We start from the raw sequence: 22415 nt of genomic DNA, 5'->3' as shown, positions 1-22415 counted from the left end.
TGCCTCTGTAGTGTATTTTTACAGTGAAACAACAGGATTTTGTGAATCCAATCCACTCTTGGTTGACTGTTTAGTCTGTGACTTGGCTTAGACTTGGCCTGAGCGAATTTCTTGCTGTAGGTTCGACCAACTAATCACCCCTACCACGTTATCTGGCGTGTCTTGATAGATAAAGACTTCACCGCTGCGCTTGGGTGACAGTATTGAATAGACCTCATCTAAGGTTTTGGTATCACTCAGTCCCTGCATGGGATGGCGTGAGAGGGTGATGTTGTCATCAAAGGATTGCATCTCAAGGCTGAGCATTTCTATTACCCCATCGGCATTACGTACTAACACAGGGCGACCTTCGGCGCGTTTTAACACCTCGAGCAGTAGCTCATCGTTGTTGTTAACGATAACGAAGCGCTTATCCATCAGGGCGCGTACGCCTTTTTTCTGTAGCGCCAGATTCACGGGGGCCACTTTATAGCCTAAGCCCATAATTTCTAACTGCTTGAAGAAGATAGAGTTAGTTTTAAAACCTTGATAGGCAATCAAAAATGCGGGAGCTGTGACAAACATCGCGGGCAGAATAATACTGGCATCGTTGGTCATTTCGAGCAGCGCGACTAATGCAGCGAGCGGCGCACTTAGGCAAACGCCCATCATGGCAGTCATGCCTATCACTGTATAGAGGCCAACGTAAGGCGCAATCGAAGGGAATAACATCGCACTGACTAAGGCTAAGATGGCACCGATTAAGGCGCCGATGCCGTAGAGCGGGCCAATCAATCCGCCCGGGATCCCAAGCCCTATCGCCGCAATCGTCGCAATAATCTTTGCGGCAAGCAGGGCGATTAACAGCAATAAACTGGGATGCTCGCTAATGGCTTCACTGATCGCTAAATCCCCGGTACCGAGAGCTTGGGGCAAGATTAATCCAATCAGCGTAGTGATACTGCCCGCCAGCAAGAGCCGATAAATCAGTGGCCAGTTTTGCCCAGTGGCGGTGACTTTAAGGAGCGCGTAGTTGAAGACGGCGGCGGCGCAGCCCAGTGCAATGCCGCCCAAGGCTAAAATGGGATAGTGATCCAACGGAATATGGATTACTTGAATACGATCAAACTCGTGCACATTACCAAAAACCAGCTGGCTGGAAACCGCACCACAAATGGCGGACAGCATAATCGGGAAGAAGTAATGCACCTTGTATTCGCGCACTATCACTTCGAGTACAAATATCACTGCTGCTAGTGGGGCGTTAAAGGTGGCGGCAATCCCCGCGGCAATGCCGCTGGCGCACATAATCCGCACACTATTATCGGGAAGATTAAATTTTTCGGCTAAAACACTGGCACTTACGGCGCCAAGGTGAATGGCGGGGCCTTCACGGCCCACCGAAAAATTAGTCCCTAAGGCAAACAAGGTCTGAAAAAATTGCCCTGCGGCAGATTGCAGCGGAATTTTGCCATAGTGCAATTTAACCCTATGTAATACATAGGCAATCCCCATGCGCTTGTAACGTTTGGAGCCGAGTTTGGCGACAATCCAGATCAACAAGGCGCCAAAAAGTGGCAACAATGCTCGCCAGTCGGTGATGTTACCCGTAAAATCCTGCGTCTCGATTTGGGTGTAATGGTTTGCCCACAGGAGCAAGAGTCGAAACAACAGGATCACGCAGGAGGCGAAGATGGCGAATAACAAGGCCAGTAAGCACAGCTGCACACTGATCTTGGCTTGAGATAAATGATCACGCAGCTCGTTAGTTAAGTACTTTTTAGCTGTGCTGATAGCGTCTTGAATCGCGGCTTTATTTATCGTTAATTGCACTGCATTGGCCTGAGTTGTATTGTATCGAACTCGTTCTTGAGTTGATTGTATTTTATATAAGGGGCTGTTACCTAATGCCAAATTATCATCGTTGGCTAGACCGGCTGCAAGTCATGGATTTAAAGTATCGTCCATCGACCAAGTATTTATTGCTATTAGTTTTTGTAGCATTTTTATTGGGCGCTTGGGTGAGCTTTATTGTATTAAATAGTGATGAAGCTGTCGTGAAGCACATTGGTGGGGGTAAATTACAACGTGTTACCGCTGAACTTGAGTTGCAAACCCAGGAACTCGCTACCCGCAATTTAGAGCTATCTGTCGAACGCGAAGCCAATGCGCAAATGCAAGATATGTTTGCACAGCAGATGGAAAAACAAAAAGAGCTAGAGCACGAATTAGCCTTTTATCGCAGCATTATGTCACCAGATGACAACGCTGAAGGTGTGGCTATCCATGGCCTAGAAATGACGCCAGGGGCCTTGGTTGATGAATATAATTTCAAACTGATTTTGACTCAGCTGCAAAAACGTAAGCAGGCGATTCAAGGCCGCACCGAAATCACGCTTATTGGTGTGCAAGATGGTAAATCTGTTGAGTTAAGTGTGAACAAACTCACGGGTTCTAAGCTTGAATTTGATTTTCGCTATTTTCAGGTCATAGATACCAAAGTTACTGTGCCAGCTGGCTTTAATGTGGTGCAAGTCAAAGTGAAAGTGGTGGTGCCTTCGAGCCGCTGGACTAAAAATTCGCAGACAGAACATGTCTATAGTGTCCCTGAATTATTACAGGGTGAAAAAGAACCGCGGGTAATACTTGAACAAAATAGTCAGGTAACGGATAATTTGCCCCAGAAAACTGATGTAAGAGGTAGTAATGACTGATCAAGCTGACGCAACAATGCCAATTAAATTTACCGATGCGGCAGCCGCTAAGGTAAAAGGCTTGTTGGAAGAAGAGCAAAATCCTGCACTTAAGCTACGCGTGTATGTTACTGGCGGTGGTTGTTCTGGATTTCAGTACGGCTTTACCTTTGATGAAAAGGTCAATGAAGGCGACTTCACTGTTGAGAAACAAGGCGTCCAATTGGTCGTCGATCCCATGAGCTTACAATACCTCGTTGGCGGTGAAGTGGATTACACTTCAGGTCTCGAAGGTTCGCGTTTCTTTGTGAAGAACCCTAATGCCACAACCACCTGTGGCTGTGGTGCAAGTTTCTCTGTATAAGCTTGTGTTACAAATGTAGTTAGCTGATATAGAAAATAAAAAAGCCGTCGACAAGACGGCTTTTTTATTGGTAATGATCTACTGAGCTGCGTTGGTATAGGCCGTTAGTTCATAATATTGAGGTTTAACTTGGGCTTAAACCAAGCTTTAACGTCCTTATCGAATGCGATCCAAACCTGCAATAAAGATAAGACAATCAACACAGTAAAAATCACATAGTCAGGTAGTTTCCCCTGCCACTGGCCAAGGTGCACTGTGGTTGGTCCTGCGACGAGGTTGTCAGGATCGTATAACAGTACTGGCAGCATACTTACTAATGCTAACTGCACTAAGGTATAACCTCTTAGCATAATTAGCCCAGCCTTTTGGCGACCTATAATCCCGAGCACCATCAATAGGGTTAACAGGCAGAAAAGTACCCCTTGTTTGGCGATTAAACCGCTTACCGATGCTGCGACATAAAGTAGCAGCAAAGCAATTAAGCGTTTAGGTAAACGGGCTTTTGCCAAGGGTGGCGTAGCCTGCGTTGCCAAAGAGGATTCTTGCTCGCTCAGCGACATTGGGTTTGCCCTTGTGGATTAGTGGCTTTGTTTAGTGACTAAACGTTGATCTAATTCATAGGGTGGGATCACCACACCTAAGTCGTCCTGTACAGGGAATACGGCAACGAACAGACCGTCATCTTCCATGCCAGGTACCCATCGTTCATGCCATTCATCATAGGGAATCGCTAAGGTTTGGCAGTCGCTCCAATCATCGACGGCCCAAGATTCAGCCGCTTCTTCGGTTGGCCACATTGGGATACAGTCTTCATCTTCAGTGGTTAGCATCACGCAACCATCTTGATCTTGAAGCGTCCATAACACTTTATGTTGCTTGATTTGTTCAACGAGGTAGTCGTAACGCGCTTCTGGAGTCATGCCAGCGGCTTCTGCAAAGGTTTTAACAGTCTTGCTCATGAAAATATCTCTTATGCGTGAATAGGGCGAAGCCTGTCGTGCCACAAAAGTAAAAACGTGGGCACAGCAAAACTCACCAGTTGCCAAGATGGTAACATTAGAGCGGAGTTTGAAAAAGCACAACAGCGCAGCTAAAGCGCTGTTGGCATAGAGGGATTACTTGGCAGCGTTGAAATAACGGTAGATAACGCCCGCTAAAATGGCGCCAATGATCGGAGCTGCCCAAAATAGCCATAATTGTGAGACGGCCCAATCACCAACAAATAGCGCTGGGCCTGTGCTGCGGGCAGGATTTACTGAGGTGTTAGATACAGGAATACTGATAAGGTGGATTAGGGTTAAGCATAAACCAATAGCGATCGGGGCAAAGCCTTTAGGCGCTCGTTCATCGGTTGAGCCTAAAATGACGAGTAGAAAAAATAAGGTCATTACAATTTCGCAGATCATTACCGATATCATGCTATAGCCGCCTGGAGAATGTTCACCAAAGCCATTAGAAGCAAAACCTGCCGCGAGACTAAAACCTTCTTGCCCTGAGGCGATTAAATACAATACACCTGCACCGACAATACCACCCGCTACTTGGGCAATGATATAAGGCAACAGTTCCGATGCTGGAAAACGTCCGCCAGCCCAGAGTCCAAATGATACCGCCGGGTTGAGGTGGCAACCTGAGATATGACCAATCGCGAAGGCCATAGTGAGAACGGTTAAGCCAAAGGCGAGTGACACTCCGAGTAAGCCTATCCCCACCTCAGGAAAAGCTGCTGCCAGTACTGCGCTGCCACAGCCACCGAGCACCAGCCACAAAGTGCCCAAAAATTCTGCCGCCATTTTTTGTGACATATTCATTGATTGATTTCCTATTCAGTCGATTTATGTCGGTATGGCTTTTTGACGCCATTGCATAAACCATTGTTTATCTTGCTGGTTAAGTGTAGCTAGATAAATAACCATTCCCTTAATTGAAGTGTTGTGCCCGCAGATTGTTCGGATCTCTATAGACCATCACAACCTGGCTTTGCATGTTTACGGCTTAGTTAACAACCACTTTAGCAAGTTTGCATGACACAACTGTGATCAAGCATAGATGGGTTTTAAGTATTTAGATTAATATCAAAGACAAAGATAACTTTAATGTGAGGGGATATTGGTTGTTGGCGGTGTTTTTGAATTGGCTTTATTAAAAGTGATTTAGTCGATAGAAGAAGAGAATCATCAGGACACAAATACTCAAGAGCATTTGTGTCCATTAATATTACTTAGCGCTAAAACGTCCACCCAAAACGGCTTCGCGGGAAGCGCCAGTGACGGCAGGTAGATTGGCTGGCAGGCCTAAGTGATGGCGCATCGCAAGCCATGCAAAGGCGATGCCTTCGGCCCATTTAGGATCGACTCCGAGTGCAGAGGTGGTATTGATATGATAATTCGGCAGTAACTCCGCTAAACGCTGCATTAGCTCGCCATTGAAAGCGCCACCACCACAGACAAATAATTCCCCTGCTTGGGCGAGTTTAAGGATGTCGCGGGCAATACTGTGACAGGTTAAATCGAGCAGTGTCGATTGAATATCTTCTTCATCTAATTGATTAAACGCCGATAATTGCTGCTCTAACCAGGCCTGATTAAATAGTTCTCGCCCAGTACTCTTTGGATAAGCAAGGGAGAAATAAGGGTGCGACAACAATTGCGCGAGTAGCTGTTGATCGGTTTTACCCGATGCTGCCCAAGTACCATTTTTGTCATAGGGTTCATTCTTTACTTGCTGAATCCAGGCATCAATTAAGGTGTTGCCCGGCCCAGTATCAAAACCTAAGACTTCATCGCTATTACCCGGCAGATAGGTGATATTGGCAATACCACCAATATTGAGGATGATGCGTTTTTTTCCGACTTGGGCAAAGGTTTGCTGGTGAAAAGCGGGCACTAATGGCGCGCCTTGGCCGCCTAAGGCGATGTCTTTGCGGCGAAAATCGGCAATCACATCTATGCCCGTTTCGGTTGCTATGGTGTTGGGATCGCCAATCTGCAGGGTAAAACCTACCTCAAGATTTGGCATATGGCGCACAGTTTGGCCATGGCTACCAATGGCTATGATGTCTTCTTTGGCTATCAGGGCTTTGGCGAGCAAGTTATTGACTGCAAGAGCAAATAATTTGCCAACACTGCGGTCTAGGCGGCCAAGGCGGTTAATTTCATCATTGCCTGGCAGACACAGGCGTTGTAATCCTTTGAGCAAATGGCTCGGGATCGCCTCGGTATGCGTTGCAATCAGCTGCGGCTGTTCGCCCGCAAAGTCGACTAGCACAGCATCGACACCATCCATACTGGTGCCTGACATCAGTCCAATATAATAAGCCTTGTTCATTTGATGGGGTCCATCCGTCGTTATTGCATCGCCAATTGGGTTTGCTTGTTCTGTGAAATGCTTGCCATCAACTGTTTGCTGATAGTATCGAATTGAGATTTTTCTTTACGGGCGATTGATTCGGCCTTGGGCAAATCCACTGTTCTTGGATTGCGGTGCACCCCATTGACGATAAATTCATAGTGTAGGTGAGCACCCGTGACGCGTCCTGTTTTGCCTAATGTGCCAATAATTTGCCCCTGCTTAACGCTAGCCCCTTTGCTGACATTACGCTTGGTCAAATGTAAATACTTGGTCGTGTAGGTATCGTTGTGCTTAATGAACACATAGTTACCATTAAATTGATTGTAGCCGGATTCGATAACTCGCCCATTGCCTGCCGCTTTAATGGGGGTGCCAATTGCGGCAACATAGTCAACACCACGATGAGCTTTAACTTGTCCTGTCACTGGATGCAGGCGTCTAGGATTAAAGTTTGAACTGACATATTTAAAGTCAACCGGTGAGCGTAAGAATGCCTTACGCATACTTGTGCCATTTTCGGAATAGTAGTTACCGTCGGTGTAGCGCACTGCAGTGTAGCGCTCATCTTGGTTAATAAACTCCGCAGCTAAGATATTGCCATTACGTAAAAACTCGCCTTCGGCATACTCTTGCTCATAGATAATGGCGAAGCTATCGCCCTCGCGTAAATCTAAGGCAAAGTCGATATCCCAGCCAAACACGGTCGAGAGTTGCATAATTTGGTTAGCATTTAAGCCCGCATCTACGGCAGCGTTCCAGAAGTTACTCTTAATTTTCGCGCTGGTGAATTGAGTGCGAATTTCAATGTCTTTTTCGGTGATTTTTTCAAAATACCTGTCGTGATCTTTAGTGATCACTAAGGTTGATATCGCATCAACACGGTAGCGCACTTCGGTTAAATCACCATTGACGTCCTTAGAGATCACAATTTCTTCGCCGGGAATGATCTTTAATAGATTCTGTTTGGCGAGCGGTAACTGAGTGATTTCATATACATCTTTGCTGGTGAGTCCTGCTCGCTCAAAAACGGCGGCTAAAGTATCGCCATTCTTAACATTAAAATGCTCAACATCCCTATGGTGGGCGCTCTCTAGGGTTTCGGGGGCTGAATGATTACCCGCAGCTAACGCGTCTACTGAAGACAAGGCTGTGGCTTGATTTGCCTCATCCTGTGTTTGTCCTTCAATACCTTCTGGACGCTCTGGTGAGCGAAAGGCTAAGGGCACATCGTAACGGGTGTTGACTTGATGATCTGCAATACCTTGAGTTTGTCTTGAAGCTTGGGCTTCTTCAGATGGAAAGAGCAAGGTTATCATTGTGATAACAGAAAGAATGCTGAGGAGAATTTGATGCTTTTTAGGCAACAATTTAAATAACGTTATAACCTTTCCCATTGACGCCGATACCGATAACCTAAGGCTTGAATAATCCCGTTAGTGTACACACTTTCAATTGTGGTGGCTAACAAGTAACATAAGTCTCCTCATTTTATGACTATGGCCTTAGGAGTCCCCGCCGAGATGGCTGATTTAGACCAAGTATTAGCAGAAATTAGACGTGGTACCGACGAGATCCTACTCGAATCGGATCTGCTGGAAAAACTCAAAGAAGGACGTCCACTTCGTATCAAGTTAGGCGCAGATCCTACCGCACCGGATATCCATCTTGGACACACAGTAATTTTAAATAAGTTAAGATTATTCCAAGAGTTAGGTCATGAGGTCATTTTCTTAATTGGTGACTTTACCGGTATGGTGGGTGATCCAAGTGGTAAAAATAGTACCCGTCCACCGCTTACCCGTGAGCAAGTGTTAGCCAATGCCGAGACCTATAAAGAGCAGGTCTATAAAATCCTTGATCCTGCAAAAACGCGTATCGAGTTCAACTCGAGCTGGTTAGAGCCATTAGGTGCGGCTGGGATGATTCGTTTAGCCTCGCAGCAAACTGTTGCTCGTATGATGGAACGTGATGACTTTAAGAAGCGTTATGCATCGGGTCAATCAATCGCTATCCACGAATTTATGTATCCGCTACTGCAAGGATATGACTCTGTAGCGCTCAAGGCCGACGTTGAATTAGGGGGGACTGACCAGAAGTTCAACCTATTAATGGGTCGTGAGTTACAGAAAGCCGAAGGCCAAAAACCACAAGCTGTGATTATGATGCCACTGCTTGAAGGTTTAGATGGCGTGAAGAAGATGTCTAAATCGGCGCACAACTACATTGGTGTGAGTGAGCCCGCCAATGAAATGTTCGGCAAGATCATGTCGATTTCTGACGAATTAATGTGGCGCTACTTTGAGTTGCTGTCATTCCGTCCTTTGGCCGAGATTGAACAGTTCAAACAAGATATAGCCAACGGTGCTAACCCTCGTGATACCAAGATTGCACTCGCGAAGGAAATCATTGCGCGCTTCCACGACGAAGCCGCCGCTGAAAGTGCCCATCAAGCCTTTATCGACCGTTTTCAAAAGGGTGCTATCCCTGATGATATCCCAGAGGTTGAATTAGCGGCGGGTGAAGGCTTAGCGATTGCTAACTTACTTAAAGATGCCGACTTAGTGGGTTCGACTTCCGATGCGATGCGTATGATCAAGCAAGGCGCGGTGAAGATGGATGGTGAGAAGGTTGACGATAGCCGTATGACCTTAAGCGCTGGCACGGTTGCCGTATTCCAAGTCGGTAAGCGTAAGTTTGCGAAAGTGACTCTGGTTTAACTAATCTGAGTTTAGCTTGAATCGAATATCACGACTCGAGTACAGTGAATAAGTGCTTATTACGGTTAATAAGTACTTACCAAGTAGTAAAAAGAGCGCCTAAGGGCGCTCTTTTTATCTCTGTATTTTATCTGGTGCTGGCTACATGTGAGATGCAGGCTTAAGGTGCCGTACTGGCCTCATGTTCACCAATATTACATCTGTCGGTGCCAAAATGCTGGCCATCACGACACTTCCAAGCTAGTTGAGCTGAATCGACCTGCCAGCGTTGGGCATCTTTTTTGAGTGATAAAATCAACAGCATTTGTGGATGTTGTTTAGATATTTCACTCACTTGATAGGTCAATATTCCATACTTTGTCGGCTGGGTCCGAACTAGGGTGAACTTTTGCCCCGCGTATTGGTTACTTATGGTTTTGGGATCTTCACTCCAAGCTTGATGTTGTGCTTGGGCAACACGCAGTTGTTGATTGAAATGGCTTACAGGTTGCACCGCATAGGAAACAATAATCGGCTGCTGCGCTTGTGCGTTGGGCACGAGTATCAAAGCATTTAGGGCGAGCAGGGCAATCAGTCCAAAAAACTTCATACAAACCTCATTGAAACTAAACGAACGAATTAGGCATTCAGCGCCATGGTTCGGTCGCATGACTCATTGTAGATTTCGACTCATTTTTATGGCTCAAGTTTCAATCAAAGCGAAATTTTGTGATTATTGCATCGCTAATTGGTCTGACATGGTCTGATAGTCAATCAGATCCACATGCTCTGCGACTCTATGGTTGCGCATATCAAGTTTAAGGCTAGTCACGCCAGGGATAGCGACATCAATGATTTTGCCGGGCTTACCAAATTGCTCCCCTGGCCCCTTAAAGTGATAGTTACCAATCATCACCACTAATGAGCCCGCGTTATACATATGCTCGATATTAAAATCATATTCGAGCACTCCCTCATGGGCGCGCTCGAAAAAGTCGATAATAAAACGACCACCCGTGTATTTACGATTGGCAGTCTTATCGAAGAAAATACTATCGCGGTTATAGAATTTGCCGAGTGTTTTATAGTCGTGTTCAGTGAGCGCGTTCATATATTTGATGGCTAACTGTTGTTCCGCAGGCATTTCCCCTGAGTTTGCATGTACAGACACAGGAAACAGCGCTGGAATAAACATAAGGCAGACTAAAAGACACAATATTCGCAAACTATTCCCTCTTGGTTTTGAGATCAAAGGCGGGTAACGACAAATGCCATTTGATGGCGCATAGGCGGATCATTAATGCACTGGTCATGGCTAAAAACAGTGCCGTTTTTTCGCCCATACCCAAGGCTAAGCTTACGGTATAACCAATACCGCCGATAATTGAGGCCGTGGCATAGATTTCTGTGCGCAACACCATAGGGATTTGTCGGCACAGTAAGTCTCGAATAATGCCTCCTCCAACGCCTGTGATCAAGCCCATCACGACGGCAATCATGCCACTTAGCCCCATATTGAGGGCTTTTTCTGCACCAATCACAGTGAACAGGGCTAAACCTAAGGCATCAGCTACGGGGAGCGTATACTCCGGCATCTTGCGTGGTCGGCGTACTAACAGCAAACAAGCTAGGACAGTGGCGAGTATGACTATGATGTAGTTCGGGTCGCGGATCCAAAACACGGGTGTGGCGCCAATCAGCGCATCACGGATACTGCCACCACCTACAGCTGTGACCGATGCAAGCACTATCACCCCAAAGGGGTCCATGCGATGACGTCCTGCAGCTAAGGCGCCAGACAGAGCAAATACTGCCGTGCCACATAAATCGAAGAAGTAAATCCAATGGTTCATTTACTCATCTCTTTGATATGGATATTCAGCGCATCCACAGAAATACGAATTTCAATGACAGATAAAATCAGTGAATAAAGTAGGAGTAACAAGCTGGCACCAAAGATGATGGAGCCAGTCTTGTTAAAACCGATATAAATAAAAATCATACAGAGCACACACAGGGCAAAACTCGATACACCAGCTTCCTGCATGCGGCGAATAATCCTGATCCGCTGACTTAAGTTTTTAATCTGATCCTGATGCACGGGTTTGTCGCCGTTACTTAACTGACGGATCAATGCTGCCAGTGCAAAGAATCGGTTGGTATAAGCAAGTAATAGCAAAGAAATTGCCGGAAATAACAACGCAGGAGTTGTTAATGAGACATGCATGTTTTCGAACAAGATAGTCAGCCTTTAACCTAATGTTAAGATGAGAGGCATCATATCACAGGGTTTGTAGCCAGCGTAAACCCGCCCAAAGGAAGGGAAGAAGCGTGATAAAACTAAACCAAATTGCGCAGGCGCGTGAGGTGAGTTTTACTGCGGGGGTAATACTCTCATGGTGCGGCTGTGGGCCATAGACTATCTTTGCTACATCAATGCGTTGCCCCGAAAACTTCTGCGGTCCGCCTAATTCAATCCGTAAAATATTCGCCACTAAGGACACACTCATCACATAACCCCGTAGGGCGGGATGATTTTTAGAGGTGCGAAACAGCAATGCCAAGGCTTTAGGGCCACCCTGAATCGCAATAGACAGGCTCCATAACCAAGCGGGTATTGCCAGTAGTACCGTTGAGATAATATTCACAGTACTGCAAAAATGCTGATATTTAGGTTGTATAGGTGGCCAGCTGAGCTCGAGTTGTTTAATCATTCTGACCGCCAGCACCATAGGCGCACCCGCGATCGCAAAGAAGAAGATAGTCGAAGCCGTACCGTAAATTGGCGCTGTAGCCAATTTTTCAATCGTCGCTTTGGTTAAGCCCACTTCCGATAGGTTATCCGTATCACGGACAACCCACGGCTGTAATAGCTTTTTTGCGCTGGCATTATCCTCGCGTTTTAATGCCTTAGCGATTTCGTCGGCGACTTGGCTAAAGCCTGCATCACTCAAACACAGATAGAGTACTAAAAACTCAAAAAACCAAGGGAAAGCCGCGAGCTCGAGCAAAAAGGTAATAATCGCCCAAAAGGGGAACACTAAGAGCAGCATGGCCAAAAAGCCAGCCGTTGCTTGCTGGCTTGGTGAGCGCTCAGGGCGGTTTACTTTAGCGGCGAGCTGTTTGGCTAAGTGACTAAACCAAATCAGTGGCTGCATTTCCCTTGGCAATGGCGCTAAACGCGCCAGTAATAAAGCAAAGAAAAGTACCAAGAAGCCCTCAAACAAAGCGCCATCAATTTCGACAAGTTGTTGATAAAAAGAACTGTGCATCAGGTACTTTCCGCAATCATGCTTTAGTCAATTACTTTACTGAGTTTGGATCTAATTGCTCAAGCAGCAACATTACCATCAATGCTGAATGGTAGCCTGCCTTCACAATGTAAGAATCAAAGTCGACGGGGGAGTCGTTGTTGGCGTTGTCAGAGAGTGAGCGAATCACCACAAATGGCACGCCAAATTGGTGGCACACTTGAGCAATTGCCGCGCCTTCCATCTCACAGGCCGCCATGGTTGGGAAGTGCTCCAACATGGTCTTGGTACGTACTGGATCGCAAATAAAGCTATCGCCAGTACAGATTAAGCCTTCAATCGCTTTCACTTCGCCTAATTGTGCGATGGCCTTATTGGCTGCTTCGACTAAGTATGGCGCTGGAATAAAGGCTGCGGGTTGCTGCGCCATTTGGCCTATTTCGTAACCAAATGCGGTGACATCCACATCGTGGTGGCGCACTTCGGATGAAATCACGATATCGCCAATCGACAGTGAATCGACAAAACCACCCGCAGAACCTGTGTTGATTACTGCATCGGGGGCGTATTTCTCAATCAGCAGCGTGGTGGCAATACTAGCGGCGACTTTACCAATACCAGAGCGCGTCACTACAACGTCTTTTCCCGCTAAGGTGCCAGCGATAAATTCAATACCCGCAATCGTTTGCGAAGAGGCGTTTGTCATAGCCGCAATAAGATGGGCAACTTCTGGCTCCATTGCGCCAATAATACCAATTTTCATGGGAGACCCTTTTGATTCAACTGAATGTGTGATGCCACTAAAAGAGTGGGATAACAGAATGGCGGCTAATATACCACAGTTATGCTTTGACGTTATTGTGGGATTGCGATTGCTTGATTGGGATAATGTTAAACGGCGAATGGGTAAAAAAATGCGCACCCTAAGGTGCGCCAAAATTCACAAGCAAATGGTGGACTCGTGGGTACGAGTCCTAGACTCACAGCTACAGCGGTACAACAAAAAACCATTAATCTAAGTAGTTAAGAATGCCTTGCGCGGCATCACGTCCTTCGGCAATTGCGGTCACAACTAGATCCGAGCCACGGACCATATCGCCGCCAGCAAATACCTTTGGATTGGTGGTTTGGAATGGATTATCGGCCTGTTTACTGGCTTTTACTCGGCCCCATTGGTCGAGTTCAATGCCGTAATCGGCAAACCAAGGCGCAGGGCTAGGTTGGAAACCGAAGGCGATAATTACCGCATCGGCGTCGAGTAGCTGTTCACTGCCTTCAATCACTTCGGCACGTTGACGGCCACTCGCATCGGCTTTACCCATTTGAGTTTCAACGCATTCGACACCCACCACTTTGCCATCCTGGGTTTTAATCGCCACGGGTTGACGGTTAAACAGGAAGTTCACTCCCTCTTCACGGGCGTTTTGCACTTCGCGGCGAGAACCCGGCATGTTGGCTTCGTCACGGCGATAGGCACAAATCACGCTGCTAGCCCCTTGGCGCACGGCGGTGCGAACACAGTCCATGGCGGTATCACCACCACCTAAGACCACCACGCGCTTACCGGCAAGGTTAAGGTAAGGCGTATCAGGGCTTGTGCGGCCCATCAGGTGATGGGTATTGCCAATCAAGTAGGGTAGGGCTTGGTACACGCCTTGGGCATCTTCGCCCTCAAGGCCCGCTTTCATGGCGGTGTAGGTTCCCATACCGAGGAAGACAGCATCGTATTCCTCAAGCAGTTGGTTAAAGGCGACATCTTTGCCCACAGTTACGCCCAGTTTGAACTCGATACCCATGCCTTCTAACACAGTGCGGCGAGTTGCCATCACGGCTTTATCCAGCTTAAAGGCGGGAATACCGTAGGTCAGCAGGCCACCAATCTGGGGATATTTATCAAACACCACAGCCTTAACCCCATTACGGGCAAGAATATCGGCGCAGCCTAAGCCAGCTGGACCTGCGCCCACAATCGCCACTTTTTCTTTACGGGGCGTGACCTTGCTCATATCCGGACGCCAGCCTTGGGCGATGGCGGTATCGGTAATGTATTTCTCCACATTACCAATAGTCACGGCGCCAAAGTCGGCGTTTAGGGTACAAGCCCCTTCACAGAGTCTGTCCTGTGGACAGACGCGGCCGCAGATCTCGGGCAGGGTATTGGTCTCATGGACTAAGTCCGCCGCCTCCATGATCCGACCCTGTTGCGCCAGTTTCAGCCAGTTGGGAATATAGTTGTGCAGCGGGCATTTCCACTCACAATAAGGGTTACCGCAATCGAGACAACGGTCCGCTTGTTCACTCACCTGTGCTTGCGCAAAGGGTTGATAAATCTCAATAAACTGAGTCGAACGCTTTGCCGCAGGGTGTTTAGTTGGGTCTTTACGACCCACTTCAATAAATTGAAAATCGTTACTCATCTGCTATTACCCCGCTTTTACTGCCAGTTCCGGGCTCGATTGCTCTAATTTGAGCAGATCTGCAACGGCGATATTTTTCGGTTTCACTAATACAAAGCAATCTAACCAGTTGGCAAAGTCGCTTAAGATCATCTTCGCGTGCTCACTGCCAGTCTCGGCCACATGTTCTTCAATCAAGCCTTTCAAATGCTGTTGATGAATAGGTGACTCGAGTTTTTGGGTATCGACAAGCTCGTTATTCACACGGCGGTTAAAGCGGCCAAATTGGTCGAAAACATAAGCAAAACCGCCCGTCATCCCCGCGCCGAAGTTGACTCCAGTTTTGCCGAGCACGACCACAATACCGCTGGTCATGTATTCGCAGCCGTTATCGCCTAAGCCTTCAACTACGGCGATGGCGCCCGAGTTACGTACCGCAAAGCGTTCACCTGCTTGGCCCGCGGCGAAGAAGCGTCCGCCCGTCGCGCCATACAAACAAGTGTTACCGACAATCGCGCTGCGCTCGCTCTGGAATGGGCTACCCAGCGGTGGATAAATCACAATCTTGCCGCCCGACATGCCTTTACCGACGTAGTCGTTGGCATCACCGCAGAGCTTGAGTTCAAGGCCTGGGCTGTTCCATACCCCAAAGCTTTGGCCAGCACTGCCATTAAAGCTGAGTTTAATCGGTGCCTTAGTGCCTTTAACGCCAAGGGTGGTTGCGATATAGCCCGACAGGCGTGCGCCCACTGAGCGATCAGTGTTGTTGATACTGTAAGCGGCATCGAAACACTCGCCCTTATCGACTGCACTCTGGCATTCGTTGAGCAGATGCTGGTTGAGCAAGCCTAAATCTGCTGGTGGATTGGTTTCCTGCCAAGTGCGCGAGGTGTTGGCTTTGACCTTAGGCTGATACAGAATTGGCGCTAAATCGAGTCCACGTTGCTTATCGGTCTGGCCTTCTAAGGTATGTAGCCACTCACTACGGCCCACTAAGTCTTCGAACTTGCTGACCCCTAGGGTTGCCATCCACTCGCGCACTTCCTCGGCGACAAACTCAAAGTAAGTCATTACTCGCTCTGGTAAGCCGTGGTAGTGGTTATCGCGCAGTTTCTTGTCCTGAGTTGCGACACCGGTAGCGCAGTTGTTCAGGTGGCAAATACGCAGGTACTTACAACCTAAGGCAATCATAGGCACAGTTCCGAAGCCAAAGCTCTCGGCGCCGAGTAAGGCTGCCTTGATAACATCGGTTCCGGTTTTTAGGCCGCCATCGACCTGCAAGCGGATCTTATGACGCAGGCCATTTTCCACCAGAGATTGATGTACTTCAGCAAGGCCGAGCTCCCATGGACTGCCAGCGTATTTCACCGAGGTGATAGGGCTCGCGCCTGTGCCACCATCGTAGCCAGAAATAGTGATCATATCGGCGTAGGCTTTTGCTACACCTGTGGCGATCGTGCCGACACCTGGCTCAGACACTAATTTCACAGAGATCAGTGCCTTGGTATTGATTTGTTTTAAATCGAAAATCAGCTGGGCTAAGTCTTCGATAGAGTAAATATCATGGTGTGGCGGTGGTGAAATCAAGGTTACACCTGGGCGCGCGTGGCGCAGCCCAGCAATTTCTACACTCACCTTATGGCCTGGCAGTTGTCCGCCTTCACCGGGTTTTGCGCCCTGGGCAACTTTAATCTGCAACACATCGGCATTGACTAGGTAATGGGCGGTTACGCCAAAACGTGCCGAGGCAATTTGCTTAATCGCCGAGTTACGCTCGGTGTTAAAGCGGCGAGCATCCTCACCACCTTCACCTGAGTTAGAGCGGCCACCTAAACGGTTCATGGCAATGGCTAATGCCTCATGGGCCTCGGGGCTTAGGGCGCCGATACTCATGGCCGCACTGTCAAAGCGCGGGAATAAGTGGCTGGCTGCTTCAACTTTATCCAGTTCAATCGCAGCTTGGTCAGCCTTAATACCAATCAAATCCCTTAGGGTGGCGACTGGGCGGTTATCGACTAATTCGGCGAACTTCTTGTAGGTCGCAAAATTCTTGTCGATTAAGGATGCCTGCAGCGTGTTAACCACATCAGGGTTGAAGCAGTGGTACTCACCGCCATCCACGTATTTGAGTAAACCGCCTTGTGGCAGCGGCACATGGGCGCGGTAAGCAGCCTTATGCAGCAGCGCTTGATCGTTGGCGATATCCTCAAAGCTGGCGCCTTCGATACGGCTCACTACCCCTTTAAAGCAGAGTTCAATCACATCACTGGCAATACCAATGGCCTCAAACTGTTGGCTACAACGGTAGGAGCCGACGGTGCTGATCCCCATCTTCGACATGATCTTACGTAGGCCTTTCTCGATGCCGTAGCGGAAGTTGAGCATCAACGCCGTGGTGTCGGTCAGTTGATGGCGTTTCGCCAGATCTGAGATTGATTCATACACTAGATACGGATAAATCGCCGTGGCACCAAAGCCGAGCAGCACCGCAAAGTGGTGCGGATCTCGCGCCGAGGCGGTCTCAACAATGATGTTGGTATCGCAGCGTAGGCTCTTACTCACAAGCATTTGTTGTACTGCGCCGACTGCCATGGCCGCTGGGATTACCTGCGCCGATTTATCAATCGCACGGTCGGATAAAATCAGCAGCGTAGTGCCACTGCGGGCTAAACGCTCGGCTTCCGAGGTGATGCGGCGAATCGCCTGTTCTAAGCCTTCTTTCGGATCGTAGTTTAAATCGACGATATTGGCGCGATAGTAAGTGCTATCTAATCCAAGTAATTGATTGAAATCACTGAATAATAATATCGGTGAGTTGAACATCACTCGATAGGCATGGCCAGTAGTTTCGTTGAAGAGGTTTTGTTCGCGGCCAATACAGGTCGCCAGAGACATCACGTGCTTTTCACGCAGCGGATCGATAGGCGGGTTAGTGACTTGAGCGAATTTTTGCCTGAAATAGTCATAGAGCGAGCGTGACTTTTTCGACAATACGGCCATTGGCGTATCATCGCCCATGGAGCCTGTCGCTTCTTCGCCTTGTTTTGCCAGTACCCAAATCACTTGTTCAAGCTCTTCGCGGGTGTAACCAAACTGCTTTTGATATTGCAGTAGTTGCTCAGGGCTTAATTCACTGGCGCCATGTTGCTCTGTCGTTAGCTGCTCGGCAGGAATTAAAGTACGACTGTTTTTCGCCATCCATTCTTTGTAGGGGTGGCGACGCTTAAGATCGTTATCGATTTCGAATGACTGATATAGACGGCCATTTAATGTATCTAACACTAACAACTCGCCTGGGCCGACACGGCCTTTTTCAATCACTTCATCGGCGGCGTAGTCCCAAATGCCGACTTCTGAGGCGAGGGTTAAGATACGATCTTTAGTGATCACATAACGAGATGGGCGCAGACCGTTACGATCGACCGCGCAAGCGGCGTGGCGACCGTTGGTCATTACGATACCAGCAGGACCATCCCATGGCTCCATATGCATGGAGTTAAAGTCATAGAAGGCTTTTAGCTCGTCATCCATCTCTGGGTTACTTTGCCACGCTGGCGGAATAAGCAAACGCATGGCGCGGTATAAGTCCATCCCGCCAGAGAGCAGCATCTCGAGCATATTGTCGAGGGAGGAAGAGTCAGAACCCGTTTCATTCACAAACGGTGCCGCCTGCTGTAAGTCAGGCAGCAGCGGCGAATTAAATTTATAGGCACGGGCACGGGCCCATTGGCGGTTACCGGTAATCGTATTGATCTCGCCGTTATGGGCAAGATACCTAAAGGGCTGAGCGAGTGGCCATTTAGGTGACGTATTGGTTGAAAAGCGTTGATGGAATAAACAAATAGAGCTCTTCAAACGGATGTCGGCAAGGTCGGGATAGAATGCGGGCAGGTCGGCAGGCATCATTAAGCCTTTGTAGACGATGACTTGACCTGAAAGACTCGCGACATAAAAGTCTTTATCGTCAGTAATTTGTTGCTCTAAACGGCGGCGAGCCATGTAGAGACGTCGCTCAAGATCTTTCTCACGCCAACCAATGGGGGCGTTAATCAGCACTTGATAGATTTGCGGTAGGCTCGATTTACCAATCTCACCCAATACCTCAGAATTGATAGGGACTTTACGCCAACCAGCGATACTTAATGTTTCACGCTCGAGTTCGCGTTCGAGGATGAATTTAGCTTGGTCGGCTAATTCCTCATCTTGGCTTAAAAACAACATGCCTACAGCGAATTTGCGGCTCAAGTGCCAGTCATTTTCTGCGGCTACGGCCTCAAAGAATTGCAATGGTAGCTGCATCAATAAACCACAGCCGTCCCCAGTTCGACCATCAGAGGCGATACCGCCACGGTGTTTCATGCGATCAAGGCCATGGATAGCTGTGCGCACGATACGATGACTGGCTTCGCCATCCATTTGTGCAATCAAGCCAAACCCACAATTGTCCCGCTCAAAACTGGGATGATATAAGCTCATACAAAAACCTCCCTTGACCTCAACGAAATTACTACTCGGGAGAAATGTAAAGACTTTCTATAGATATGCACCCGAACCACCCAAATTAGCCTGAGATTAACTAAAGGTCAAACCAAAATTTTGCATAAAATATGGGTATTAATTCATGTTTCATACACAAAACACAATTGCTTGACGTTAACGTTAACTGATTAAAGTGTCGTATAACATTATGAATAAAAAGAATTTTAAAAAATGAAAAACTTGTAAGTTACCAAAATGTAACATTGGCGCGGATTGTTTTTGATTTAGAAATAGTGATTTTTATTGCAAATACAGTGTTTGTATAAAAATATGAAATAAGTGAATTGTTATTCTTTTTGGTTGTGAGTGCTATCACAGAATGTAAAGGCCCTGTGAGGGGCGGCTCAGGTTTTTAGCTTGGATATGGTGAATATTATGAGAGTTTGATTTACCGCCAAGAAAAGTGTGGTCGCTTTGTTTATCATGAGTTTTTTCGTCTATCTACACATCATTATTTCTTCTTTCTTGTGATTTTATCTTGGTTATTTTTAATGAAACGACATGAAATATGGCAGGTGAGCTAATGGGGCTCGATGCATACGTAAACACATTTGGTGCTGTTTGTAAGGCTAAATACGGTGAGCGATTACGCAAGCTCACCATAGATGCCAAATTCACTTGTCCTAACCGTGATGGCACGCTTGGACGTGGTGGTTGTACCTTTTGCAACGTGGCGTCCTTTAGTTATCAGCAAACGGAAACGCTCAGCATCAGTGAGCAGCTAGAACAAGGGAAAGCCCGTTATAAAGAGGCGAAACCCAAGCTGAATGCGGATAAGTTTATCGCTTATTTTCAGGCTTATACGAGCACTTATGATGAGTATCAAGTGTTGATGGCTAAATACGATGAGGCGGTCAAAGACAGTGAGATTGTGGGCCTGTGTGTTGGCACTCGTCCCGACTGTGTGCCAGATAATGTATTAGATTTATTAGCGAGTTATCAGCAAAAGGGCGTCGATGTCTGGTTGGAGCTTGGTCTACAAACCGCCAACGACAAGACGCTACACAAGATTAATCGTGGCCATGATTTTGCCTGTTATTGCGATACCGTTTTGCGGGCGAGAAGTCGAGGATTAAAGGTGTGTACTCACCTTATCTTAGGTTTACCCAGTGAGACTCGTCTCGATTACATGGCGACACTGCAGGCGGTGCTGACGCAGGGCGTAGATGGTTTAAAGCTTCATCCATTACATGTGGTTGAGGGCAGTACTATGGCAAAAGCTTGGCGCGCAGGGCGCTTACCTTTGCTCAGTATTGAGGAGTATGCGGCTTGTGTCGGCGAACTGGTTCGGCATACACCGAAAGAGGTGATATTTCATCGGGTGACCGCCTATGCGAAAAAACCGATACTGCTGGCACCCGATTGGTGTGGTTATCGTTGGAATGGCTTAGTGGCGATTGTTGAGGATCTTGCGAGTAAGGGTGGACAAGGGGCGGCATTAGCGCGACCATAATGTCCATATTTGCTGAATGGATTCATTTGGTAATTTTTTATCGCTAATAGTATTTGATATAGTTGATTTTTTGTTAATAAAAACATCTTTTGACCACAAATGCTGCTATAAGTTGCGCTGACAATTTTAGTGGGTATCATGTCATAAATTTGTTTTAAGCATTGGACTACTTAAGGGAGGCCTAGATGGCCACAGTTGAATTAGAGACAATTCTAGATCTCAATACGTTAGAACAGTATTGCAGCGCGATTGGTGCCGGTACTTTGCTAAAGAGCGTGGTGTTATTTGAGCAATTAATGCCTGAATATGTTGGGAATCTAGTAAAGGCTAACGAAGCTGCTGACAAGGACACTTTATGTTCAGAGGCCCACAAATTTAAAGGTGCAGCGGGTTCAGTTGGCTTAAAACGTATTCAGCAAATTGCCCAATTACTGCAGCATGGCGAAGAAGCGCGTTGGGAAGTTGAACATGCAACTTGGGTCGCGCAAATTGTTGAATTTGCGAGTGCCGATCTGCAGCAATTAAAGCAATTCTTACAGGCTAAAGCCTAGTTTGGTTTGCGAGGTGCGGCGTAAAGGTTGCACCTCGATAACTTCTTCCTTCTCGTTTTATCCCCTCTTTTGCTTTTCCCTCCTTTATTCTGAGTCGCCTCAAGCGTTTTACCTTGATTGAAAATCGATTTTGCTCACACTATTGAGTAATTTAGCCGCGTTTTAGTTGATAACTTATGGTAGAGTTGATTAAATTTATTAATTCATAACCGTAGTGGCAATCGATAAAATGAAAAATTTACCTAGCCTTAAGAATCTATATTACTTGGTGAATCTTCATCAAGAGCAGAATTTTAATCGCGCCGCTAAGGTGTGTTTTGTCAGCCAATCGACTCTGTCAAGCGGCATTCAGAATCTTGAAGAACAGCTTGGCCACCAGTTAATTGAACGGGATCACAAGTCTTTTATGTTCACCGCTATTGGTGAGGAAGTGGTGCAACGTTCTCGCAAAATCCTCACGGATGTAGATGATTTAGTTGAATTGGTTAAAAACCAAGGTGAGCCTATGACGGGGGATATCCGCTTAGGTTGTATTCCTACCATTGCTCCATTTTTACTCAGCCGCGTTGTCAAACAGTGCCAACACGCTTATCCCGCGATGAGCCTATTACTCAAAGAGGATACAACAGAGCGCTTACTCGATGCGTTGGGTAAAGGGGAATTAGATATACTCATTCTTGCTCTACCCGTTGATACCAGTGGCTACCACAGCATGAAGGTAGGTATTGATCCCTTTAAGATGGTTATCCACAAAGATTTAGTGGGGGGAATTCATCAGCCGATCGATTATCAGACATTACCTGATGAGAGTATTTTTCTGTTGCAGAGCGAGCATTGTATTACTGGCCATGCCATTACTGCTTGTCAGTTGGGCGACAGTGCTAAAGTCAATCCTTTTGCTGCCACGAGTCTGCATACCTTAGTACAAATGGTAAATAGCAAACTGGGCACAACGTTCTTACCGCAAATGGCGATTGATGCAGGGATTTTGAATGATACCGATCTGGTGGTAATGACTCCGCCAGGTGAAGCGCCATATCGCGATATCGGTTTAGTATGGCGACAAACAACCAGCCGAATTTTAACTTTCCGTACGCTAGGTTTATTGATCCAAAAATTGTTAGCTAACGAAACCGCATAAT

The 22415-nt window shown here is 47.2% G+C and carries 20 protein-coding genes; 6 read left to right on the top strand and 14 right to left on the bottom strand.

Annotation, left to right across the window (positions count from 1 at the left end):
- Nucleotides 1-87: 87 nt before the first annotated feature.
- Entirely contained in the window at nucleotides 88-1812 is a 1725-nt protein-coding gene (locus SHEWPOL2_RS08275) for a chloride channel protein (protein WP_037427625.1), read from the bottom strand.
- Nucleotides 1813-1886: 74 nt separating this feature from the next.
- Between SHEWPOL2_RS08275 and SHEWPOL2_RS08270 the strand changes: the two genes are divergently transcribed.
- Together SHEWPOL2_RS08270 and erpA are read left to right on the top strand one after the other, a co-directional pair.
- On the top strand, nucleotides 1887-2693 hold the full coding sequence (locus tag SHEWPOL2_RS08270) for a DUF6776 family protein (protein WP_037427608.1): 807 nt from the start codon (nucleotides 1887-1889) through the stop codon (nucleotides 2691-2693).
- A complete protein-coding gene (erpA, locus tag SHEWPOL2_RS08265) occupies nucleotides 2686-3036 on the top strand; it encodes an iron-sulfur cluster insertion protein ErpA (protein ID WP_011071517.1) in 351 nt (116 codons plus the stop codon). Before SHEWPOL2_RS08270 ends, erpA begins: the two co-directional genes overlap by 8 nt.
- A 104-nt stretch (nucleotides 3037-3140) precedes the next feature.
- Here erpA and SHEWPOL2_RS08260 read toward each other — a convergent pair whose 3' ends face one another.
- From SHEWPOL2_RS08260 to SHEWPOL2_RS08240, 5 genes are all read right to left on the bottom strand, one after another.
- Complete coding sequence (locus SHEWPOL2_RS08260; RefSeq protein WP_037415501.1) at nucleotides 3141-3596, bottom strand: hypothetical protein; 456 nt, start codon at nucleotides 3594-3596, stop codon at nucleotides 3141-3143.
- Between the two features lie 18 nt (nucleotides 3597-3614).
- Nucleotides 3615-3995 (bottom strand): DUF2750 domain-containing protein, encoded by a 381-nt coding sequence (locus SHEWPOL2_RS08255; RefSeq protein WP_037427606.1) that lies wholly within the window; start codon nucleotides 3993-3995, stop codon nucleotides 3615-3617.
- A 156-nt stretch (nucleotides 3996-4151) separates the two neighbouring features.
- A complete protein-coding gene (gene aqpZ / locus SHEWPOL2_RS08250) occupies nucleotides 4152-4847 on the bottom strand; it encodes an aquaporin Z (RefSeq protein WP_037427605.1) in 696 nt (231 codons plus the stop codon).
- 406 nt (nucleotides 4848-5253) lie between these two features.
- Nucleotides 5254-6363 carry an anhydro-N-acetylmuramic acid kinase gene (locus tag SHEWPOL2_RS08245; protein ID WP_037415511.1) on the bottom strand — a complete coding sequence of 370 codons (1110 nt, stop codon included), beginning with the start codon at nucleotides 6361-6363 and terminating at the stop codon, nucleotides 5254-5256.
- Between the two features lie 20 nt (nucleotides 6364-6383).
- On the bottom strand, nucleotides 6384-7781 hold the full coding sequence (locus tag SHEWPOL2_RS08240; protein WP_037427603.1) for a peptidoglycan DD-metalloendopeptidase family protein: 1398 nt from the start codon (nucleotides 7779-7781) through the stop codon (nucleotides 6384-6386).
- A 126-nt stretch (nucleotides 7782-7907) separates the two neighbouring features.
- Between SHEWPOL2_RS08240 and tyrS the strand changes: the two genes are divergently transcribed.
- A complete protein-coding gene (gene tyrS, locus SHEWPOL2_RS08235; RefSeq protein ID WP_037415520.1) occupies nucleotides 7908-9104 on the top strand; it encodes a tyrosine--tRNA ligase in 1197 nt (398 codons plus the stop codon).
- 160 nt (nucleotides 9105-9264) lie between these two features.
- Here the strand turns inward: tyrS and SHEWPOL2_RS08230 are convergent, their stop codons facing one another.
- The 8 genes from SHEWPOL2_RS08230 to gltB form a co-directional block, all read right to left on the bottom strand.
- Nucleotides 9265-9693, bottom strand: coding sequence for a hypothetical protein (locus SHEWPOL2_RS08230; RefSeq protein WP_037427601.1), 429 nt, complete (start codon nucleotides 9691-9693; stop codon nucleotides 9265-9267).
- A gap of 123 nt (nucleotides 9694-9816) precedes the next feature.
- Nucleotides 9817-10308 carry a nuclear transport factor 2 family protein gene (locus SHEWPOL2_RS08225; RefSeq protein WP_037415527.1) on the bottom strand — a complete coding sequence of 164 codons (492 nt, stop codon included), beginning with the start codon at nucleotides 10306-10308 and terminating at the stop codon, nucleotides 9817-9819.
- A gap of 1 nt (nucleotide 10309) precedes the next feature.
- Complete coding sequence (locus SHEWPOL2_RS08220) at nucleotides 10310-10936, bottom strand: trimeric intracellular cation channel family protein (protein ID WP_037427599.1); 627 nt, start codon at nucleotides 10934-10936, stop codon at nucleotides 10310-10312.
- On the bottom strand, nucleotides 10933-11310 hold the full coding sequence (locus SHEWPOL2_RS08215; RefSeq protein WP_037415657.1) for a DUF2721 domain-containing protein: 378 nt from the start codon (nucleotides 11308-11310) through the stop codon (nucleotides 10933-10935). Before SHEWPOL2_RS08215 ends, SHEWPOL2_RS08220 begins: the two co-directional genes overlap by 4 nt.
- A gap of 55 nt (nucleotides 11311-11365) precedes the next feature.
- Nucleotides 11366-12355, bottom strand: a complete 990-nt coding sequence (locus tag SHEWPOL2_RS08210; protein ID WP_037427598.1) for a cobalamin biosynthesis protein — start codon at nucleotides 12353-12355, stop codon at nucleotides 11366-11368.
- Nucleotides 12356-12386: 31 nt separating this feature from the next.
- The gene (locus SHEWPOL2_RS08205) at nucleotides 12387-13097 is read right to left on the bottom strand and encodes a 5'-methylthioadenosine/adenosylhomocysteine nucleosidase (RefSeq protein WP_037427597.1); all 711 of its coding nucleotides are present in this window, start codon (nucleotides 13095-13097) and stop codon (nucleotides 12387-12389) included.
- Between the two features lie 247 nt (nucleotides 13098-13344).
- Entirely contained in the window at nucleotides 13345-14751 is a 1407-nt protein-coding gene (locus SHEWPOL2_RS08195) for an FAD-dependent oxidoreductase (RefSeq protein WP_037427593.1), read from the bottom strand.
- Between the two features lie 6 nt (nucleotides 14752-14757).
- Nucleotides 14758-19206 carry a glutamate synthase large subunit gene (gene gltB, locus SHEWPOL2_RS08190; RefSeq protein WP_037427590.1) on the bottom strand — a complete coding sequence of 1483 codons (4449 nt, stop codon included), beginning with the start codon at nucleotides 19204-19206 and terminating at the stop codon, nucleotides 14758-14760.
- Nucleotides 19207-19792: 586 nt separating this feature from the next.
- On the opposite strand from gltB, the gene SHEWPOL2_RS08185 reads away from it, so the two are divergent.
- The 3 genes from SHEWPOL2_RS08185 (at nucleotide 19793) to oxyR (ending at nucleotide 22414) form a co-directional block, all read left to right on the top strand.
- Complete coding sequence (locus SHEWPOL2_RS08185) at nucleotides 19793-20722, top strand: TIGR01212 family radical SAM protein (RefSeq protein ID WP_037427624.1); 930 nt, start codon at nucleotides 19793-19795, stop codon at nucleotides 20720-20722.
- Between the two features lie 185 nt (nucleotides 20723-20907).
- Nucleotides 20908-21273, top strand: coding sequence for an Hpt domain-containing protein (locus SHEWPOL2_RS08180; protein ID WP_037415552.1), 366 nt, complete (start codon nucleotides 20908-20910; stop codon nucleotides 21271-21273).
- A gap of 229 nt (nucleotides 21274-21502) precedes the next feature.
- Nucleotides 21503-22414: a hydrogen peroxide-inducible genes transcriptional activator OxyR gene (oxyR, locus tag SHEWPOL2_RS08175; RefSeq protein WP_050991326.1), complete on the top strand. Its 912-nt coding sequence runs from the start codon at nucleotides 21503-21505 to the stop codon at nucleotides 22412-22414.
- The last annotated feature ends 1 nt before the right edge of the window (nucleotide 22415 follow it).

The sequence above is a fragment of the Shewanella sp. POL2 genome, from assembly GCF_000282755.1.
GTDB lineage: Bacteria > Pseudomonadota > Gammaproteobacteria > Enterobacterales > Shewanellaceae > Shewanella > Shewanella xiamenensis.
This window is presented reverse-complemented; position numbering and strand designations above follow the sequence as displayed.

What these genes read in the sequence shown, in the direction of transcription:
- erpA (WP_011071517.1), top strand. Translation starts at nt 2,686, where the DNA reads ATGACTGATCAAGCTGACGCAACAATGCCAATTAAATTTACCGATGCG.
- oxyR (WP_050991326.1), top strand. Translation starts at nt 21,503, where the DNA reads ATGAAAAATTTACCTAGCCTTAAGAATCTATATTACTTGGTGAATCTT.
- SHEWPOL2_RS08240 (WP_037427603.1), bottom strand. Translation starts at nt 7,781, where the DNA reads ATGGGAAAGGTTATAACGTTATTTAAATTGTTGCCTAAAAAGCATCAA.
- SHEWPOL2_RS08180 (WP_037415552.1), top strand. Translation starts at nt 20,908, where the DNA reads ATGGCCACAGTTGAATTAGAGACAATTCTAGATCTCAATACGTTAGAA.
- SHEWPOL2_RS08210 (WP_037427598.1), bottom strand. Translation starts at nt 12,355, where the DNA reads ATGCACAGTTCTTTTTATCAACAACTTGTCGAAATTGATGGCGCTTTG.
- SHEWPOL2_RS08260 (WP_037415501.1), bottom strand. Translation starts at nt 3,596, where the DNA reads ATGTCGCTGAGCGAGCAAGAATCCTCTTTGGCAACGCAGGCTACGCCA.
- SHEWPOL2_RS08255 (WP_037427606.1), bottom strand. Translation starts at nt 3,995, where the DNA reads ATGAGCAAGACTGTTAAAACCTTTGCAGAAGCCGCTGGCATGACTCCA.
- SHEWPOL2_RS08205 (WP_037427597.1), bottom strand. Translation starts at nt 13,097, where the DNA reads ATGAAAATTGGTATTATTGGCGCAATGGAGCCAGAAGTTGCCCATCTT.
- SHEWPOL2_RS08195 (WP_037427593.1), bottom strand. Translation starts at nt 14,751, where the DNA reads ATGAGTAACGATTTTCAATTTATTGAAGTGGGTCGTAAAGACCCAACT.
- SHEWPOL2_RS08270 (WP_037427608.1), top strand. Translation starts at nt 1,887, where the DNA reads ATGCCAAATTATCATCGTTGGCTAGACCGGCTGCAAGTCATGGATTTA.
- SHEWPOL2_RS08215 (WP_037415657.1), bottom strand. Translation starts at nt 11,310, where the DNA reads ATGCATGTCTCATTAACAACTCCTGCGTTGTTATTTCCGGCAATTTCT.
- tyrS (WP_037415520.1), top strand. Translation starts at nt 7,908, where the DNA reads ATGGCTGATTTAGACCAAGTATTAGCAGAAATTAGACGTGGTACCGAC.
- aqpZ (WP_037427605.1), bottom strand. Translation starts at nt 4,847, where the DNA reads ATGAATATGTCACAAAAAATGGCGGCAGAATTTTTGGGCACTTTGTGG.
- SHEWPOL2_RS08185 (WP_037427624.1), top strand. Translation starts at nt 19,793, where the DNA reads ATGGGGCTCGATGCATACGTAAACACATTTGGTGCTGTTTGTAAGGCT.
- SHEWPOL2_RS08220 (WP_037427599.1), bottom strand. Translation starts at nt 10,936, where the DNA reads ATGAACCATTGGATTTACTTCTTCGATTTATGTGGCACGGCAGTATTT.
- SHEWPOL2_RS08230 (WP_037427601.1), bottom strand. Translation starts at nt 9,693, where the DNA reads ATGAAGTTTTTTGGACTGATTGCCCTGCTCGCCCTAAATGCTTTGATA.
- gltB (WP_037427590.1), bottom strand. Translation starts at nt 19,206, where the DNA reads ATGAGCTTATATCATCCCAGTTTTGAGCGGGACAATTGTGGGTTTGGC.
- SHEWPOL2_RS08245 (WP_037415511.1), bottom strand. Translation starts at nt 6,363, where the DNA reads ATGAACAAGGCTTATTATATTGGACTGATGTCAGGCACCAGTATGGAT.